Below are 15,289 nucleotides of genomic sequence, written 5' to 3' on the forward strand. Positions count from 1 at the left end.
TTAGAGGCCCAGCAATTCGAACTTGGCGTCCTGCAGGTCCACGATTTCCTCGCGATCCCGCTTCTCGTTGGACCAGAGGTCGTCGAACCAGCGCCGGGTTTCGGCGTCGAGGTTTTCCCAGCGCTCTTCCCAGGCTTCGCTCTTGTCCGTCCAGTAGCCGATCAGCTTGTAGGACTCGGGCGTGAGCTTCTTTTCGTGCCGAAGGTACTTGCGGATCCCACGCAGCACCTTGGTCTCGCCGGCCACCCAGATGTAGCCGACGCCGCCGGGGAACTCCATGCTCTTGAGGACCTCGTCCAGCCGGGACTGGCTGTGGCCGTTCCCGCCGTGAATCCATGCGACTTCCGTTCCAGCGCCGAGCGTCAGCTCCTGCTGGTGCGACGGGTCCTCAACCTCGATCAGCACACGCGTCCGGACACCCGGCGGCGTCTGCTCCACCAGCCGGGCAACAGCCGGAAGGCCAGTGGCGTCGGCCAGCAGGATCTGCCACTGCAGCCCGGTCGGCGGTTCATACAGTCCGGTAGGCGAGTTAAGCCCGACGGCGTCACCCACCTGGGCGCGCTGCGCCCACGAAGCTGCCAAACCGCCGTCGTGGACGACGAAGTCGATGTCCACGGTTCCTGCAGCGGCGTCCACAGCGCGGACCGTGTAGGTCCGCATGGCGGACGGTTCGACGCCCTCGGACCAGTCCCAGGAGTCCCCGGTGGAGATCGGCAGGCGAGCCTCATGGGTGCCCGGATCCGGCAGGAACACACGGAGGTATTCGTCGCCGACACCCGTGGTGTCGAAGCCGGCCAGCCCTGGACCGCCAAAGGTGATCCGGACCATTCCGGGGGTGAGCATGCGGGTAGCGACTACCTCGGCCCGGTAGATGCCCATCATGACAGGAGGGCCTTTTCGAACTTCTCCAGCAGTGCGTACTGGCCGCTCGGGGAGCCGTAGATCATTTCGAGGTCGTAGGTGTGGATCTGCTTGTTGGCCACGAAGGGCAGTGAGGTCCACAGCTTGTTGTTGGCCAAAGGAGCGAAGGCATCAGGGTTGGCGCCGTCCTTTTCGGGGACCTCGGTGGTGATGATGGCGTCGATTCCGTTGAGCTGTTCGAGCTGCTCGGCGCTGAGTTTGACGCCTTCGCCATCGGCCAGCGGGGAAACCTTCAAGCCGAGGTCTTTGATGACCAGGCACGGCGTTCCGTAGCAGCTGACCGATACTTGGTCTTCGTAGTAGTCCACCGGGCCGATGACCAGGTCACTCTTGCCTGCCTCGGCCAGACGCTTCTTCACGTCGTCAACCTTGGCCTGGTACTTGTCCATCCACGCCTGGTACTGCCCGGTCTTGCCGAAGGACTCGGCGACGGTCTTGAACTTGGTGCGCCAGTCGCTGCCGTCGAATCCGTTGAAAGTGTAGGTCGGGGCGATGTCGGAGAGCTTGGCGTCAAGCTCCTTCTCGTAACCCAGGCCGTTCAGGATGACATCCGGCTGCGCCTTGAGGATGGCCTCAAAGTTGAACTCCGGGTAGTTGGTGAACGGTGTGATGTCCTTGAGGGCGTCCTGGTCGAAGAAGTACGGGAAGCCCGAGTAACCGCTGTCGCGGATGGGCTGCTGGCTGGCAAGCGGAATCCCGAGGGTGATGAGCATGTCCAGGTCCGTGGTGTACATGCCCAGAGCCTTCTTGGGCTCGGCCGGCATGACTACTTCCTTGACCTCGCTTTGGACCGTCCGGGTTTCCGATGTGGCAGTGGCGCTGGCGTCGGTGGTGGCGCATCCGCTCAGGAGAAGAGCTGCGGAGGCCAGGGCCGCAACGGCGGCGGACATGGTTTTGGTGCGTGAAATCACTGCGGTCCTCTTGATTCTCAGGGGAGTTGGGGAAGCTCCCGTTGGCGCCGCGACCCGTTGATGGATTCTCTGAGCGGCTACCGAAGTTAGGTATACCTACCCTAACAACGCATCGACCCCTGAAACCGCTCGATTCTATTCGGAACCGGCCAAAGAGTGGTGGTTTCCGGCCTTAAGTGAGGACACGTACCAACCGGGGGTGTGCCCCATGACCTTCCGGAACACCTGAACAAAGGCGCTGGGGTTGTTGTAGCCCACCCGCCTGCTGACGGACGACACCGGATACCCTGCCGCCAGCAATCCCAGCGCCACGCGCACCCGGGCATGGATGCGCCACTGCGCAAACGTCATGCCGGTTTCCTTGTGGAACAACCGGGACAGGTTGCGGACACTGATGGATACTTCGATGCTCCATTCCTCCAGCGAGCGGTCCAGGGCGGGGTTGTCCAGGAGGGCGCGGGCAATGAGTTCCAGCCGCGGATCGGTGGGCATCGGCAGCAGCATGGGGCGCGCATCCACTACGTCGAGCAACCCCAGCACCACCCGCTCCGAACGCCTCCTCAGGGAGTCGTCCATGTCGAAATTGCTCATATGGCGCAACAGCTCCTGAGCCGCAGTGGGCACCGTGACCGCCACGGTCCGAGCTGCCAGGTTCGGGGCAACCCGCGCATCAATGTGCGAACAGTAGAACCCGGTCCCCTGCGTGGATTTCACGGCATGGACCACGCCCGCGGGAATCCAGAGCCCCAAGGTGGCCGGAACAGCATAGAAGCCGCCATCGGCCTCAACGGTCAGCACGCCACGGGCACCCCACAGCAGCTCATGGGTTTCGTGGACATGTTCAGTCCACGTCGCGGGCGTGGCGCACTCGAAGTATCCCGTGTAGACGCCGTACACCGGAAAGGACGCCGGGTCCTCGTCGGGGGCTACCGGCCGCAAGTCCGGCTCTGCATCCACCGGCGGTACGGACTGTCCGGATTGCGATAAAGCTTGGCGGGTCATCTGGCCTTCTTGAAGTTAGGTGAGCCTTACTATGGTAAGCATGCCCTCCAGTTCTGCCATTCCGTCCTGCCCACCCGGGCGTAACAAGCAAGCACCCTGGAAGGTCTCCAGACTCTTCACCGTCGCACTGTTCGCCAACGGCCGCTGGAAGCTCCTGCTGGCCGGTTGTGCCGGGCTTGGACTGCATCAGGTCAGCGAGGCTTTGGTCCCTGCAACCATCGGCGCCGCAGTGGACAACGCCATTCAACCGAACAATTTCGGCGCCCTCCTCGGATGGCTCGGCGCGTTGGCTGTGGTGTTCGTCGTGCTGGCACTTTCCTGGCGGCTTGGCACACTGGCCACCGAGCGTTCCTTCCTTCTGAGCTCCCACGACCTCCGGCAACTTGCCGTGGAGCGCACCCTGCACCCCCGCGGGATGGCCGCCCGGCGCGCACCCGGCGAAATTGTTGCCATTGCATCCTCCGACGCTGACAGGGTGGCCGGCTTGGCGTGGCTGATCGCCGGCGCCCTCGCTGCCACGGCCGGCGTCGTCACATCAGCCGTCACACTCCTCCTCATTTCCGTCCCTCTGGGACTGGCCGTTCTCATTGCGACTCCCGTGATGCTGCTGGTCATGCGCCGGCTCACCAAACCCTTGGAGGACCGAAGCGACGTGGAGCAGTCGACGGCGGCCCGCGCCGGCGCCCTGGCGACGGACTTCATCACGGGATCACGACCCCTCAAAGGCTTGGGCGCCGAAGATGCAGCCGTGACCCGCTATCGGACCGCCAGCCGGACCTCCTTGGTGGCGGGGTTGCGGGCTGTCCGCTCCCGATCTGCCTACAACGGCGCCAGCACCGCGCTGTCCGCAGCGTTCCTGGCCGGAATCGCCTTCTTCGCGGCCTGGTTCGCCGTCCAGGGCAGCATCACAGTGGGACAGTTGGTGGCAGTTGTTGGCGTGACCCAATTCGTTCAGGGCCCCATGACCGCCCTTGGCTTCCTCAGCGTCGAACTCGCTCGGAAGCGCGCCTCAGCGGCCCGCATAGCAGTCCTGCTCGCGGAACCGGATGCTGTCCCCGCACCTGAATCAGAAGAACGCACGACGGCGGCAACCACCTCAGCAGCAACGCTCACCTCCCAGGGCGAACCAGTCCCGCTGCTGGAACTCCGGCCCGGCTCCGGCGACGCTGCTTTCCCTCCCTTCACAGCCTCGGCCGGCGAAATCGTGGGCGTCGTTCTTCCCAGCGGTACTCAAGCCCGGCTCCTGGTGGACACCCTGGGCTTTCGCACGCCCGCTCCCCGCGGATTGGTGGCCATCGATGGCCAGGACGCCGCAGACCTGGACCCGCTCCACGTCCGGTCCAGGATCTTCGCAGACAGCCATGACGGAGTGCTGTTCCGCGGCAGTGTCCGCGAGAACGTCGCAGCAGCCGACGCCCAACTGGAGGAACGCGCCATGGCAGCTGCCGCCGTCGGGGACTTCGTCTCGCAACTGGCCGAAGGCACCGAAACTGTACTTACCGGGCACGGCCAGAGCCTGTCCGGCGGTCAGCGTCAGCGACTGGTCCTGGGCCGTTCCCTGCACCAAAAGCAAGCGGTGCTGGTCCTGCACGACCCCACTACCGCCGTCGATACCGCCACCGAAGCCGTGATCGCAGATGGCTTGCGGAACTTCCCTGACAAGGCCTTGGTGCTGGTGACTACCAGTCCCACGCTGCTGGCCGTCTGCCACCGGGTGGTGATGGGCGGAAGCGGCGCTGCTGCATCTGAAACCGGCACGCACCGCGAACTGCTTGCCACGTCCGCTGGCTACCGCGGGGTGGTGGGCTCTTGAGCACCGGAATCCTTCCCATTGCCACACCCCGCGAGACCCGGAAGGCCATGTGGCGCCTGCTGGCGCAGCGGCCCGGCCGGCTCACCCTGACCATCCTGGTGCTGCTGGCAGCATCCTGCTGTGGGCTGGCGGCACCGGCCATCCTGGGCATCATGGTCAATATTGCAGCCAGCGGCGGAGACGTCATGGCCCTGCTCTGGCTGGCGATCGGGCTCTTGGTTGCCGGTGGCCTGGGTGCCCTGCTGGGCATACTGGGACAGAACCTGCTGGCCCGGATCTGCGAGGAAGCCCTCGCCGGACTTCGCGAGGAAGTGTTCGCCGCAGCTGTCCGCAAGCCGCTCGCGCAACTCGAAAAGGCAGGCATCGGCGACGTCGTGGCCCGCGTGTCCGGCGACGTTGAGGCCGTCAGCGAGGCAATTTCCGGAGTACTGCCCGCGTTCACCAGCGCGGCCTTCACCATCGCCGTGACGCTGTTGGGCCTGGGCGTGATCGACTGGCGCTTCGCCGTCGCGGTGCTCATTGCCGCCCCGTTGCAGGTCTTCACCCTCCGCTGGTTCCTCCGGCGCACCGCACCCATTTATCGGACTGTCCGGATTACCGAGGCCAACAGGACCGAGCAGATCATCGAGACGGTTCACGGATCCCCTTCCGTCCTGGCCCTTGGGCTCGGGGCACGTCACGCCGACCTGGTTGCTGCCGCTTCCCGGGAGAACATCGGCCATGCACTCAAGGGCGTCAACTACCTGACCCGCTTCTACAACCGCCTCAACCTGGCGGAACTCATCGGCCTGTCCGCCGTGCTGGTGGTGGGTTTCTGGCTCCATGCCGAGGGCGCAGTGACCATTGGTGCGGCCACGGCTGCCGCACTGTACTTCTACCGGCTTTTCGATCCGATCGGCCTTGTCCTGGGACAGTTCGACGAGCTCCAGAAAGCCGCGGCCGGCCTGGGCCGGATGTTCGGCCTGACCATGTCCGCGGCGCCGGCCCCCGCCCCGACCAGGGCACCGGTCACTGACGCCGGCATCGTCCTGGACAACGTCACGTTCGCCTACCCCGGCCAGCGCCCCGCCCTCCGCGGCGTTTCCCTCACCGTGAAGCCCGGCGAGCGAGTGGCGATTGTGGGAACCTCCGGCGCAGGCAAAACCACCCTGGCCAAAGTCATCATGGGATTGGAACATCCGGGAAGCGGGACGGCCTGGGTGGGTGGGCTGGACTCCGCGGCGGCTCCCCCGGAAGACTTGCATGAGCGCATCGCCATGGTCAGCCAGGAGGTGCACGTCTTCTCCGGCACGCTCGCCGAGGACCTCCTGCTCGCCAAGCCCGACGCTTCCGATGAGGAACTTACGCGCGCCCTGCAGGATGTTGGGGCTGCCTGGGTTGAAACGCTCGACGACGGACTGCAGACGTCCGTAGGTGCCGGCGGCCACCAACTCACACCCGAGCAGGCGCAGCAGTTGGCGCTTGCACGCCTGATGCTCAAGGACCCGCCCATCGCGGTCCTGGACGAAGCCACCGCTGAGGCAGGAACGGGCTCGGCCACCATGCTGGATCAGGCCGCCGAGGCTGCGCTGGCAGGAAGGACGTCCGTGGTGATCGCGCACCGCCTGTCCCAGGCTGCCTCGGCGGACACCGTAGTAGTGATGGACCACGGTGGGATTGTCGAGTCGGGCTCCCACCAGGAACTGTTGGCTAACGGCGGCCGCTACGCAACGCTCTGGGAAGCGTGGAACAGCTCACTCAGCCGGAGCTGACGCCGGCTCGGGGGCCGGCTCGGGGGCCGGCTCCGGCGCTGGGTCGTGCCGGACCGGCGTACCTGCGGCGAACGCGCGCACCTTGGCATCATCCCAGATGTGCGCGGGGACGCCGCCGCCCAGGAGCTTACGGGCCAACGTGGGGTCTTCACCGAACGGCGCATGGCTCCCTGCCATGATCATGTTGCCGTAGCGGCGGCCCTTCAGCATGGCGGGGTCGGCGATGATCATGGTGTGCTCGAACGTGTCCGCGATGGTGGCAGCATCGGCCCGGGCGTTCTTGAGGTCCGGGGCGTCACCGGAATTGACCACATACAAGCCGTCGGGGGCCAGGACAGCGTCCGCATACGCAGTGAATTCACGAGTGGTGAGGGCACGGGGTGTGAAGGCTCCGGCGAATACATCGCGAATGATGAGGTCGCGGGTGTCCGGAGTAAGTGACTCGGTCACGTGCCGGGCCTCCCCCACACGGATCCGCAGCAAGGGGGCCTTGGGAAGATCGAACCAGCCACGGACGTAGTCGGCCAGTTTGCCGTCGAGCTCAACAACTACCTGACGGGCCTCGGGGTAAGCGGCATGGAAGTAGCGCGCCATGGAACAGGCACCCCCGCCCAAATGCAGTGCGCGGAGTTTCGGTTTCTGCTCCCGGGGCCACCGCGATTCCACCAACGCCGCGATCCAGCGCATGTATTCAAAGTCGAGGAACAGCGGATCGGCGAGGTCGATGTGCGAGCTCATCACACCGTTGATCTTCAGGAGCCAGCCGTTGGAGTTGTCCTGGTCCGGGACCAACTCGCAGTCGCCGGTATCGATGTAGTAAACGCCCGCCACCGGACCGTCAGGACGGGCGCCGACCGGCACCTCGACGACTCCCGCCGTCGACCTCTGAGACCTGCTTGGTTTACCGCGTTTCGCCACTACTGCCGCCCTGTCCCAGTCATACTTCAAGCCTAGTGGAGCATGGGGACGGAGGTATCGACCGTCGACTGCTGGCTCGTGCCGGTGGTCCACCAAGTGTCAGGAGCTGCGGATGGAGATGGGTTCGTAGACGGTGGCCGAGCCTGCCGCCGGGGCCCGGCACGTCAACTGGCTCGCCGGTTCGCGGCGGGCTCGCAGCTCCACCTCGATCATTGCCGGGTGGGGTGGGCGGCCAGTGACATGGATGTGCCAATAGTCGCCCTCGCGCAAGGACTCAGTGACCAGAAAGTCATTCCGGCCGGCAGGACCGAAGCGGTCGAGCACGGCCACGACAGCAGCTTGTTGCGGTGGGGATAGATCCGTATACCCCCGAAGGAATTCTGCGTGGATGAGGCCTGCGAGATGATCCTCAACGGTAGCGACGGCGGACTTCGCATCGAGTCCGCCGTAGTACACACCGTCCGGAGCGACGACGACGTTGGCTGCGAACCTGTCACCGCCAATGTGGGAGCACTCCCATACCAGCTCCGGCCACCGCTCACCGAGCGCACGCCCCACGGGCAGGCCCCGCACTGCGCAACAAGGATCATGCCGACCATGCGCACAGACCAGGATGACCGGCGGGTAACCGGGCATTCCAGGTGACGCCAGTGCTGGAACAATATCGGCAAGGTCCCCATCCCGAGCCCACGTTCCCCAGAGTTGTTGATGGGCGCCGGTGCTTTGATGGCGCAGCACGGCCCAACGGCTCGGACCGCGGCTCTGGCGGGGGCCAGGCCGCCGGACCAGGAGAACCCGTGCTCGCGCCGTCCGCGCTGCCGCCAACACCAGGGCCTTGGTCCCAGCCTCCAGCTCAAGGCCGTCGAAGCCGGTGGATGGCCACCCACCCCGGTGCTCTATGAGGACCCAAACCACGCCTGGTGACGCCGTGCCCGCCATCGAGTCGCCGCGTATCCGGGCGCTTTCCGCGCAGAAGAAACGTTCTGTTGCGGCCACCGGGGTCGTCACTGTCCACCGTCGCTGTTCAGCTCAAGGTCACGGTTCAGCTCAACGTGACTGTTCAACTCAATGCGACTGTTCAACTCAATGCGACTGTTCAACTCAATGCGACTGTTCAGCTGGGACGAGAACGCCTGCGCGTAACAGCCTTTCGACGAGTTCAATGCCGAGATCGGCCGCGAGGTGATCCCCGCCGTCGAGCAGGCGCCTTACAGTCAACAGATTTGCCTCGGCAAAGTCGAGCCAACCCACGCGGGTCGTCAGGCGTGAGCCCTCGAGCCGGGCCTCCAAGGCATCCCGAAGCCGCACCAGCGACTCGGGGCCGAGGCCCTCGACGGCCGCGAGCTGGGCGACGGGACCAAGCGGGGCCGGGCGTCCCTGTCCCCTCCGGGTGCGGTGGAAAAGGGAAGCGGAATCAGCCTCGACGACTGCGGCGGCGAGACGTTTACGGACGGCGGCGATGTCCCCATCGGGTCCATCGACGCCCAATGGCAGGGACCGGCGCATCTCGGGATCGTCGTTGAGAGCCGCCAATGCGGCCTGGGCGAGCTGCTCGGCCAGCGCGTAGCGGGTCCAGTTATGGACTCCCAGCGTGAGATGGATCGAGACCTTGCCCTGGGCCTCTGCGGCGTGCAACCATCCACGCGGCAGGTAGAGGACGTCACCGGGCTCGAGGACCGTATCGATGTAGGCCTTGCCCTGAGCGGCCTCGGCGACGGCGGAACGGCGATCGGTCCAAGGCTGGCTGCGCAGCGGGTCCACATGGACTGGCTCATGGATGATCCAGCGCTTGGTGCCCTCGATTTGCAGGACGAAGACGTCGTGGATGTCGTAGTGATCGTCGAAACCACGGTTCTGGGGCGGGGTGATGTAGGCATTGGCCTGCACTGGATGTCCGAGCTCGGTGCTTAGCTGGGTGCTGAAGCTCGATACCGGTTCCCATGTACGATGCAGCGCCTGCAGGACAAGGGTGGCTCCGTCGGCGAATTTGCGCCAAAGTTCGGTGTCGTCGAGCTGGTCGGAGATGGTGGCCCCGACGCCTGCCGGGGAAGTGAATGAGGACTCTGGAAGTGTCGAGCCACCCTTGGCGACGCGCAGGAAAGGTGTCCGCAATCCGCGGCGCGAGACCAGTTCGTCGACGGCGTTGGCCGAGAACAAATCAGAGAAGTTACTGACGCCACGCGTGAGCAACGCGGTCCGCCCCCAGACGTCGCGGGCGAACCTCTCATAGCCGATGTCGATCAGGCGCGTTTCCAGGACCCCGGCATCCTTGACAGCTCCGGGGTCCTGGAAATCAGTGCTGGTGGAACTCAAAACCTAGCTGCCTGGTCTTTCGGCGCCACTATCCGCGCCACCGTCGGCGCCACCATCGTGGGTGCTAGGGACTCCAGCCGCACCGCCGTCTGCCGGCCCTTCAGCACCACCATCCGCGCCGCCGTCGGCACCACCATCCGCGCCGCCGTCGTGGGCGCCAGGGACTCCGGCCGCACCGCCGTCTGCCGGGCCTTCCTGCTCGCTTGGATCCTGCTCTGGATTGGACATGCTTCCTCCCAAGAATCGACCCGGGCGATCCCCATCGACACCGCCCGTGATCACCATATCGAGATGAGTCAGCCCTGGGAACAGTCCGCGGGCGCTCCGGGACGCGCCATCCGATGTTCCGGCAGCGAATGCCACGAGGGATCGCACAACTGCCGTTTTCCGTCCGGCACAAAACCGTTGCGCCGGTAGAAAGCCTGGGCCCGGGGGTTGTCATCAAGGACCCAGAGGTAGGCCGGTCCGTCGCCGATCAAGGCATCCATCAAGGCCTGGCCCACACCACGGCCATGGATGCGCTCCAGGGTGTAAAGCATGAACAGCTCAACGTCGCAGGGGCCGTCCTCGTCCCTGCTGGGTCCGGCCGCCCCGAGCCCCACAAGATCACCGTCAGGACCGTGGGCCAGCATCCGTGTGTGCCCCGCTGCTATGAAGGCCCGGTACCGTTCGATGCGATCAGGCAGCGCCGCCTCCTGCTTTGCGAAGAACTCCGGAGGCAACAAGGACCCGTAGCTCTCGCGCCATGACTGGACGTGCATGATGGCCATGGCTTCGGCGTCATCCACCGTTGCCGGGCGAAGAGTGAAATCCACCTACCGCACCCGCGCTATCGCGAAACCGTCCCAGCCTTTGCTGCCAACGGTCTGAATCGCCGTGGCATCCAAGCGCGGATCCTGCCCCATCATTTCCAACGCCTTCACGATTCCGGGCGCATTGACATCGTCCCGCCCGGGTTCAAGGATGGCGCCGTCCCAAATGACGTTGTCCACCACGATCACCGTTCCCGGGTGGCCAAGCCTGATGGCCCACTCCAGGTAGTTGGAGTCGTTTTCCTTATCCGCATCAATGAAGACAAAATCGAACGATTCCTGGCTCGTCAGTGTGGGGAGGGTGTCCAGCGCAGCCCCCACCCGGATGTCCACCTTGTGCCCCACGCCCGCAGCATCCACGTTTGCCCGCGCTACGTCCGCGTGTTTCTGGAGGAATTCGCACGTAACTATCCTGCCGTCGTCGGGCAGTCCCTGCGCCATCCAGATGCTGCTGAACCCGGCCAGGGTTCCGATCTCCAGGACCCGCCTGGCTCCCGACATCTGCACCAGCATCCGCAACAGCTTGCCCGCGTTGGGCGCGACTTCGATGGCAGGCATGCCTGCCTCGACGGCGGATGTCAGGGCGCGCTGATGCGCAGGATCAGGACGGACGACGACGTCAGTCAAGTAACGCTCGACGTCAACCCACCCGGGTTCAGTCACGTGTTCAATCATGGCCCCCAGTCTGGCATCCGCGGCACCCCGGGGGAAGGATCTAGTCCGTGGCGGAGATGGCGTCTTCCAAGCGTTCCACCTTGCCGGTGAGTTCTCCGCTGTAACCGGGACGGATGTCTGCCTTGATCACCAGGGAGACGCGGCTCCCATAGCGGCCGACGGCCTCGGTGGCGCGCTTGACGACGTCGAAGACTTCGTCCCATTCACCTTCAATGGTGGTGAACATGGAGTCCGTTTGGTTCGGCAATCCAGACTCTCGGACGATCTTGACGGCGGCAGCTACGGCGTCGTGAACCGAAGCGTCGGGGGTCGGTCCCCCATTGGCGGCGGAAGCGGGCTGGCCCGATGGGGCGACTGAGAATGCAAGCAACATGAAATCCAGTGTTTCACGTGCTGGTTTGTCATATAACAACGTACTCCCGCGTAACAACGGGCCAGCAGTCCTCCGTTGCTAATCTGGCAAGCATGGAACAGCCCTCTGAACGCAAGCCCCTCAGGGCCGACGCCGCACGCAATGTGGACAAGATCATTACGGCGGCCCGGCAGTGTTTCCGGGAACATGGCCCCGACGTACCCTTGCAGACCATTGCCGCCACCGCTGGAGTTGGCCCCGCAACGCTGTTCCGCAACTTCTCGGATAAAGAGCAATTGGTCCTCGCCGCGCTGTCCCGCCAGCTGCGGCAGCATGTGGACCCGGTGGCTGCGGATGCCCTGGACGGCATGGACGCCGCTGAGGGCCTGATCAACGTCATCGACGCCGTGATGAAGGTAGCCAGCGACGATGCGAACCTGCTTGACGCCGTCGCCGGCCGACGCGGACTTCTCATGGGCATCACCGGCGGCCTCATCGGATCTATGGCGACCCTTCTTGAGCGCGGCCAGGGCCAAGGGTCCTTGCGACGTGACATCACCATCGAAGATATGGTCCGACTGGTTGCCATGCTGATCGGGGCAGTGGACACCATGGAACCCGGATCAGAAGCCTGGAAGCGTCCGGTGGCATTGATCGAAGACGCTATCCGCACCGAGCGCCCGTCCCGGCCGCTTCCTGAGCAATCGGATATCCCTGGCGTGACGTTCGCGGAGCCTCTCTAAGGTCCATTTGCCGGGCCTGCGATGGTGAGTCCTGCCCATGGCAGGACAGCCCAACCCCACGTAGTGTCGATCGCATGAATATTCCCCTGAGCTCATACTCTTCCAGCGGCGCCGAGTCCGCTGCCACGGCTGGCCTCGTCCTGCTGTTTATGCTGATCTACTTCGCCGTGGTTTTCGCGATCGTTGGCGTGCTTTACATGGGAATCTTCACCAAGGCCGGCCGCCCCGCGTGGGGTGCCTTCGTGCCGGTTTACAACGGCATTAAACTCTTGGAGATCGCAGGCCGTCCTTGGTACTGGTACCTGCTGTTCTTCATCCCGTTTGCAGGCATCTACTTCGGCATCGTGTCATTGAACGACCTCGCCAAGTCGTTTGGAAAGGACGCCGGCTACACGGTCGGCCTGGTCCTGCTGCCAGTTGTCTTCGTGCCGATGCTTTCCTACGGCTCCGCCCAGTACCTCGGACCTGCTGCCGGTCGACAGTTCGTGGCCTATCCGCCGGCGTACCCGCAAGGCTACGCCCAGCCGCCGGTCCAGCAGCCCAACGGGCAGCAGTACCGCTAGCCCCAACCCAGCAGCCGCAGCAACGCTGCGGCTGCTGCCCCTGAAATGACGACCACCAGGAACGGAGCCCGAAGCCATAGCGCGACGGCGGCAGCCACCAAGGCGCCGATGCGGGCATCGAAGACCAAGCCCTGGCCCGAAGCTACGGCGTTCACCGCTGTCAGGGAGGCCAGGAGGCCAATGGTCATGGTTCCGGCGACGTGCATGATCCGCGGGCTCTCCAGCAGCTTTGCGGGCACAAAATAGCCCACCAGCTTGGTGAGGTACGCCAGCGCGCAGGCAATAAGAATCCAAAGCCAGAGGTTCATTTCCCGCCCCCGTGTTCGCGCTTGTGCTGCCCTGCGTAGGGATCCACGTCCGGTTCAAGCCCTTCATCCATGCGTGCGTGGCTGAACCATCCGATAACGCCCGCCACCACTGCCGCCACCAGGATGGGAACACCTGAGGGCACAAACGGCACGGCCAGGATGGTGGCCAATGCGCACGCGGCGGCGATGGCCCACGGTTCACGGCCCTTCAGCCTCGGCCACAGCAAGGCCAGGAACGCCGCAACAGCTGCTCCGTCCAAGCCCCATTGCTTAGGGTCTCCCATCGCGTCACCAGCCAGGGCGCCGATGGCCGTGAAAATATTCCACAAGATGAATATTCCGATTCCGGCAGTCCAAAAACCGCGTCGCTGCTCATCGGGATCGGACTGGCCGGACGCCGTGGCCGTCGATTCGTCAATGGTGACATGGGCGGATAGGTAGCGTCTCCACCCTCCGGGGCGCAGCATGGCGTTGATCTGCATACCGTAGATGCCGTTGCGGAGGCCCAAAAGGGCACTGGCCGTCATGGCCGCCACGCCGGAACCCCCGCCGGCCACGACACCGATGAAGGCAAACTGCGATCCCCCGCTGAACAGCAGGAGGCTCAACACCATCGTCTGCCAGAAATCGAACCCCGACGCCACCGCAAGGGCGCCAAAAGATACGCCATAAAGACCCGTGGCGATACTCAGGGACACCGCGATCTTGAAGGCGGGCGAATCCCGGAGCTTCATGGGAGCGGCATTGCCGCTCATTTCCGGAGACTCCACGACCACAGGATGAGGGGAACCTGAAGGGGCAGGCGAAGGGTATGGATACGCCGCTCGGTCGCTGTGCCGTGGGGGCCATAGGCACGCCGGAGGGCGTCAATATGCCCCGCCAGGAATGCAGCAAACATCGCTGTCGTTGCGTTCGCGGCAACCTTACGGGTAGCAGGGATCAGAAGTCCGACGGCGGCAGTCGCCTCAAGCAGGCCGGAGGAGGCAACCCATTCCTCGCGGGACATGACTGCCAGGGGTCCGTTGGGCCGGCTCCCCGGCTCGTCCTTTCGGCACAGGTACTCCGGGACCACTGGGTAATAGAACTTGGGCGTGCGGAAGTGCTTCGCTGCGCTGGCCAGGAGCAGTGCGCTCAAGGCTACTGCGGAAGTTGTTCGGGTTGCTTGTGCTGACCAGCGAAGTGACATGAGACCACTCAATCACAAGCGCGGTGACCCCCAAAGCCGGACCCAAGTAAGTAGCAGAAGATGCCGTTTTGACGGCTCAAAACGTCGCCAGCTGCGACCTACCTGGACACCATCAGCTGCGCAAGTACCTGCGCCGGCCTGTTGGTCGTGATTTCGTGAATGCCGAGGCCTTGGCAGAGCGCGACGTCCCTTTCCGAGTCGACAGTCCAAACCCGGAAGATGCGGCCCGACTCCAACCAGCGCTGAACGTTCCGTGCATGCTCCCTCACGTATTCAATTCCGGGGCCGGCAATGACCACTTCTCCTTCGTCCAATACTCGTTCGGCCTCAAGCTGGGTTGCCCGCATCACGTTGGCTACGGCGCCGCCCGTCAGGAAGCCCAATCCGAGTTCCTGCCGGAGTTCCTGGACCGTAAAGTCGTCCACCAGTTGGCAGATGTATTCCTTCGGCACGCTGTGCAGGAGGCGCTGGACAGAATCGGTATCAAAGCTCATGAAGGAAATCCGGATGTTCTCCAACCGGGACTCCTCCGGAGTCCAGCCCTCTTCTTCCAGAAGGGCCAGCACGCGGTCCTCGAGCTTGAGCTTGTAGGGGCTGGGGTGCTTCAGCTCAATGGCCAAGCCAATCTCCCGGCCCGCCCCGCGCAGGATATCCAGGAGTTCGGGCAGGGTAAGGAGTTGGTCTGCCACTCCCCCATAGGCCTCGGGAATGCGTGCGCCTTTCCATGAGGAGAAATCCAACCCACGGAGTTCATCCAGGGTGTGCTCCGCGACTGGCCCCGTACCGGTGGAGGTCCGGTCCAGGTTGGCGTCGTGCAGCAGCACAACGTGTTGGTCCCGGGTCAGGTGGACATCGCATTCCACCCCATCGGCACCCTCGTCAATGGCCTTCAGGTACGCGGCACGGGTGTGCTCGGCGAAGGCCGCGCTGGCACCTCGATGGGCGTAGACCTTGGGCCGGCTTGGGGTGGAGTCGTCGCTAGTCATGCAGACACGGTAGCCCACGCTGGTGCATGTACGGG

18 protein-coding genes are annotated in these 15,289 nt (G+C 64.5%); 4 read left to right on the forward strand and 14 right to left on the reverse strand.

Annotated elements, in window-relative coordinates; translation table 11 throughout:
- The 3 genes from ACSSVG_RS08085 to ACSSVG_RS08095 all read right to left on the reverse strand — a co-directional run bounded on the left by ACSSVG_RS08085 (position 1) and on the right by ACSSVG_RS08095 (position 2,834).
- Positions 1–882, reverse strand: a complete 882-nt coding sequence (locus tag ACSSVG_RS08085; RefSeq protein ID WP_492418300.1) for a siderophore-interacting protein — start codon at positions 880–882, stop codon at positions 1–3.
- Entirely contained in the window at positions 879–1,832 is a 954-nt protein-coding gene (locus ACSSVG_RS08090) for an ABC transporter substrate-binding protein (RefSeq protein WP_492418302.1), read from the reverse strand. Before ACSSVG_RS08090 ends, ACSSVG_RS08085 begins: the two co-directional genes overlap by 4 nt.
- A gap of 135 nt (positions 1,833–1,967) precedes the next feature.
- Positions 1,968–2,834, reverse strand: a complete 867-nt coding sequence (locus ACSSVG_RS08095; RefSeq protein WP_231340572.1) for a helix-turn-helix domain-containing protein — start codon at positions 2,832–2,834, stop codon at positions 1,968–1,970.
- 40 nt (positions 2,835–2,874) lie between these two features.
- Between ACSSVG_RS08095 and ACSSVG_RS08100 the strand changes: the two genes are divergently transcribed.
- Together ACSSVG_RS08100 and ACSSVG_RS08105 are read left to right on the forward strand one after the other, a co-directional pair.
- Positions 2,875–4,647 carry an ABC transporter ATP-binding protein gene (locus tag ACSSVG_RS08100; RefSeq protein ID WP_492418304.1) on the forward strand — a complete coding sequence of 591 codons (1,773 nt, stop codon included), beginning with the start codon at positions 2,875–2,877 and terminating at the stop codon, positions 4,645–4,647.
- Entirely contained in the window at positions 4,644–6,398 is a 1,755-nt protein-coding gene (locus ACSSVG_RS08105) for an ABC transporter ATP-binding protein (protein ID WP_492418306.1), read from the forward strand. Before ACSSVG_RS08100 ends, ACSSVG_RS08105 begins: the two co-directional genes overlap by 4 nt.
- Here the strand turns inward: ACSSVG_RS08105 and ACSSVG_RS08110 are convergent.
- The 7 genes from ACSSVG_RS08110 to ACSSVG_RS08140 all read right to left on the reverse strand — a co-directional run bounded on the left by ACSSVG_RS08110 (position 6,381) and on the right by ACSSVG_RS08140 (position 11,489).
- On the reverse strand, positions 6,381–7,316 hold the full coding sequence (locus ACSSVG_RS08110; protein WP_492419168.1) for a spermidine synthase: 936 nt from the start codon (positions 7,314–7,316) through the stop codon (positions 6,381–6,383). The genes ACSSVG_RS08105 and ACSSVG_RS08110 overlap by 18 nt on opposite strands.
- A gap of 99 nt (positions 7,317–7,415) precedes the next feature.
- Positions 7,416–8,312 carry a sucrase ferredoxin gene (locus tag ACSSVG_RS08115; RefSeq protein WP_492418308.1) on the reverse strand — a complete coding sequence of 299 codons (897 nt, stop codon included), beginning with the start codon at positions 8,310–8,312 and terminating at the stop codon, positions 7,416–7,418.
- A 105-nt stretch (positions 8,313–8,417) separates the two neighbouring features.
- On the reverse strand, positions 8,418–9,629 hold the full coding sequence (locus ACSSVG_RS08120; RefSeq protein ID WP_492418310.1) for a cupin domain-containing protein: 1,212 nt from the start codon (positions 9,627–9,629) through the stop codon (positions 8,418–8,420).
- Between the two features lie 3 nt (positions 9,630–9,632).
- Entirely contained in the window at positions 9,633–9,857 is a 225-nt protein-coding gene (locus tag ACSSVG_RS08125) for a BatC protein (RefSeq protein WP_492418312.1), read from the reverse strand.
- 68 nt (positions 9,858–9,925) lie between these two features.
- Positions 9,926–10,444, reverse strand: a complete 519-nt coding sequence (locus ACSSVG_RS08130) for a GNAT family N-acetyltransferase (RefSeq protein ID WP_231340567.1) — start codon at positions 10,442–10,444, stop codon at positions 9,926–9,928.
- A complete protein-coding gene (locus tag ACSSVG_RS08135) occupies positions 10,445–11,116 on the reverse strand; it encodes an O-methyltransferase (protein WP_231340566.1) in 672 nt (223 codons plus the stop codon).
- Positions 11,117–11,156: 40 nt separating this feature from the next.
- Positions 11,157–11,489: a thiamine-binding protein gene (locus ACSSVG_RS08140; protein ID WP_024819214.1), complete on the reverse strand. Its 333-nt coding sequence runs from the start codon at positions 11,487–11,489 to the stop codon at positions 11,157–11,159.
- Between the two features lie 92 nt (positions 11,490–11,581).
- Between ACSSVG_RS08140 and ACSSVG_RS08145 the strand changes: the two genes are divergently transcribed.
- Positions 11,582–12,211 (forward strand): TetR/AcrR family transcriptional regulator, encoded by a 630-nt coding sequence (locus ACSSVG_RS08145; RefSeq protein ID WP_253465861.1) that lies wholly within the window; start codon positions 11,582–11,584, stop codon positions 12,209–12,211.
- 74 nt (positions 12,212–12,285) lie between these two features.
- Positions 12,286–12,774 carry a DUF5684 domain-containing protein gene (locus tag ACSSVG_RS08150; protein ID WP_231340563.1) on the forward strand — a complete coding sequence of 163 codons (489 nt, stop codon included), beginning with the start codon at positions 12,286–12,288 and terminating at the stop codon, positions 12,772–12,774.
- On the opposite strand, the gene ACSSVG_RS08155 is transcribed toward ACSSVG_RS08150, so the two are convergent.
- From ACSSVG_RS08155 to ACSSVG_RS08170, 4 genes are all read right to left on the reverse strand, one after another.
- Positions 12,771–13,082, reverse strand: a complete 312-nt coding sequence (locus ACSSVG_RS08155; RefSeq protein WP_492418316.1) for an AzlD domain-containing protein — start codon at positions 13,080–13,082, stop codon at positions 12,771–12,773. The two genes, ACSSVG_RS08150 and ACSSVG_RS08155, sit on opposite strands and share 4 nt — an antisense overlap.
- Positions 13,079–13,837: an AzlC family ABC transporter permease gene (locus ACSSVG_RS08160; protein ID WP_492418318.1), complete on the reverse strand. Its 759-nt coding sequence runs from the start codon at positions 13,835–13,837 to the stop codon at positions 13,079–13,081. The genes ACSSVG_RS08155 and ACSSVG_RS08160 overlap by 4 nt, the downstream gene beginning before the upstream one ends.
- Complete coding sequence (locus ACSSVG_RS08165; protein WP_231340560.1) at positions 13,834–14,268, reverse strand: DoxX family protein; 435 nt, start codon at positions 14,266–14,268, stop codon at positions 13,834–13,836. The genes ACSSVG_RS08160 and ACSSVG_RS08165 overlap by 4 nt, the downstream gene beginning before the upstream one ends.
- A 98-nt stretch (positions 14,269–14,366) precedes the next feature.
- Positions 14,367–15,254: a glycerophosphodiester phosphodiesterase gene (locus tag ACSSVG_RS08170; protein WP_231340559.1), complete on the reverse strand. Its 888-nt coding sequence runs from the start codon at positions 15,252–15,254 to the stop codon at positions 14,367–14,369.
- Between the last annotated feature and the right edge of the window lie 35 nt (positions 15,255–15,289).

It is taken from the genome of Paenarthrobacter sp. E2MeOHC11, assembly GCF_058744955.1.

What these genes read in the sequence shown, in the direction of transcription:
- ACSSVG_RS08155 (WP_492418316.1), bottom strand. Translation starts at nt 13,082, where the DNA reads ATGAACCTCTGGCTTTGGATTCTTATTGCCTGCGCGCTGGCGTACCTC.
- ACSSVG_RS08100 (WP_492418304.1), top strand. Translation starts at nt 2,875, where the DNA reads ATGCCCTCCAGTTCTGCCATTCCGTCCTGCCCACCCGGGCGTAACAAG.
- ACSSVG_RS08140 (WP_024819214.1), bottom strand. Translation starts at nt 11,489, where the DNA reads ATGTTGCTTGCATTCTCAGTCGCCCCATCGGGCCAGCCCGCTTCCGCC.
- ACSSVG_RS08095 (WP_231340572.1), bottom strand. Translation starts at nt 2,834, where the DNA reads ATGACCCGCCAAGCTTTATCGCAATCCGGACAGTCCGTACCGCCGGTG.
- ACSSVG_RS08145 (WP_253465861.1), top strand. Translation starts at nt 11,582, where the DNA reads ATGGAACAGCCCTCTGAACGCAAGCCCCTCAGGGCCGACGCCGCACGC.
- ACSSVG_RS08135 (WP_231340566.1), bottom strand. Translation starts at nt 11,116, where the DNA reads ATGATTGAACACGTGACTGAACCCGGGTGGGTTGACGTCGAGCGTTAC.
- ACSSVG_RS08125 (WP_492418312.1), bottom strand. Translation starts at nt 9,857, where the DNA reads ATGTCCAATCCAGAGCAGGATCCAAGCGAGCAGGAAGGCCCGGCAGAC.
- ACSSVG_RS08160 (WP_492418318.1), bottom strand. Translation starts at nt 13,837, where the DNA reads ATGAGCGGCAATGCCGCTCCCATGAAGCTCCGGGATTCGCCCGCCTTC.
- ACSSVG_RS08170 (WP_231340559.1), bottom strand. Translation starts at nt 15,254, where the DNA reads ATGACTAGCGACGACTCCACCCCAAGCCGGCCCAAGGTCTACGCCCAT.
- ACSSVG_RS08165 (WP_231340560.1), bottom strand. Translation starts at nt 14,268, where the DNA reads ATGTCACTTCGCTGGTCAGCACAAGCAACCCGAACAACTTCCGCAGTA.
- ACSSVG_RS08150 (WP_231340563.1), top strand. Translation starts at nt 12,286, where the DNA reads ATGAATATTCCCCTGAGCTCATACTCTTCCAGCGGCGCCGAGTCCGCT.
- ACSSVG_RS08085 (WP_492418300.1), bottom strand. Translation starts at nt 882, where the DNA reads ATGATGGGCATCTACCGGGCCGAGGTAGTCGCTACCCGCATGCTCACC.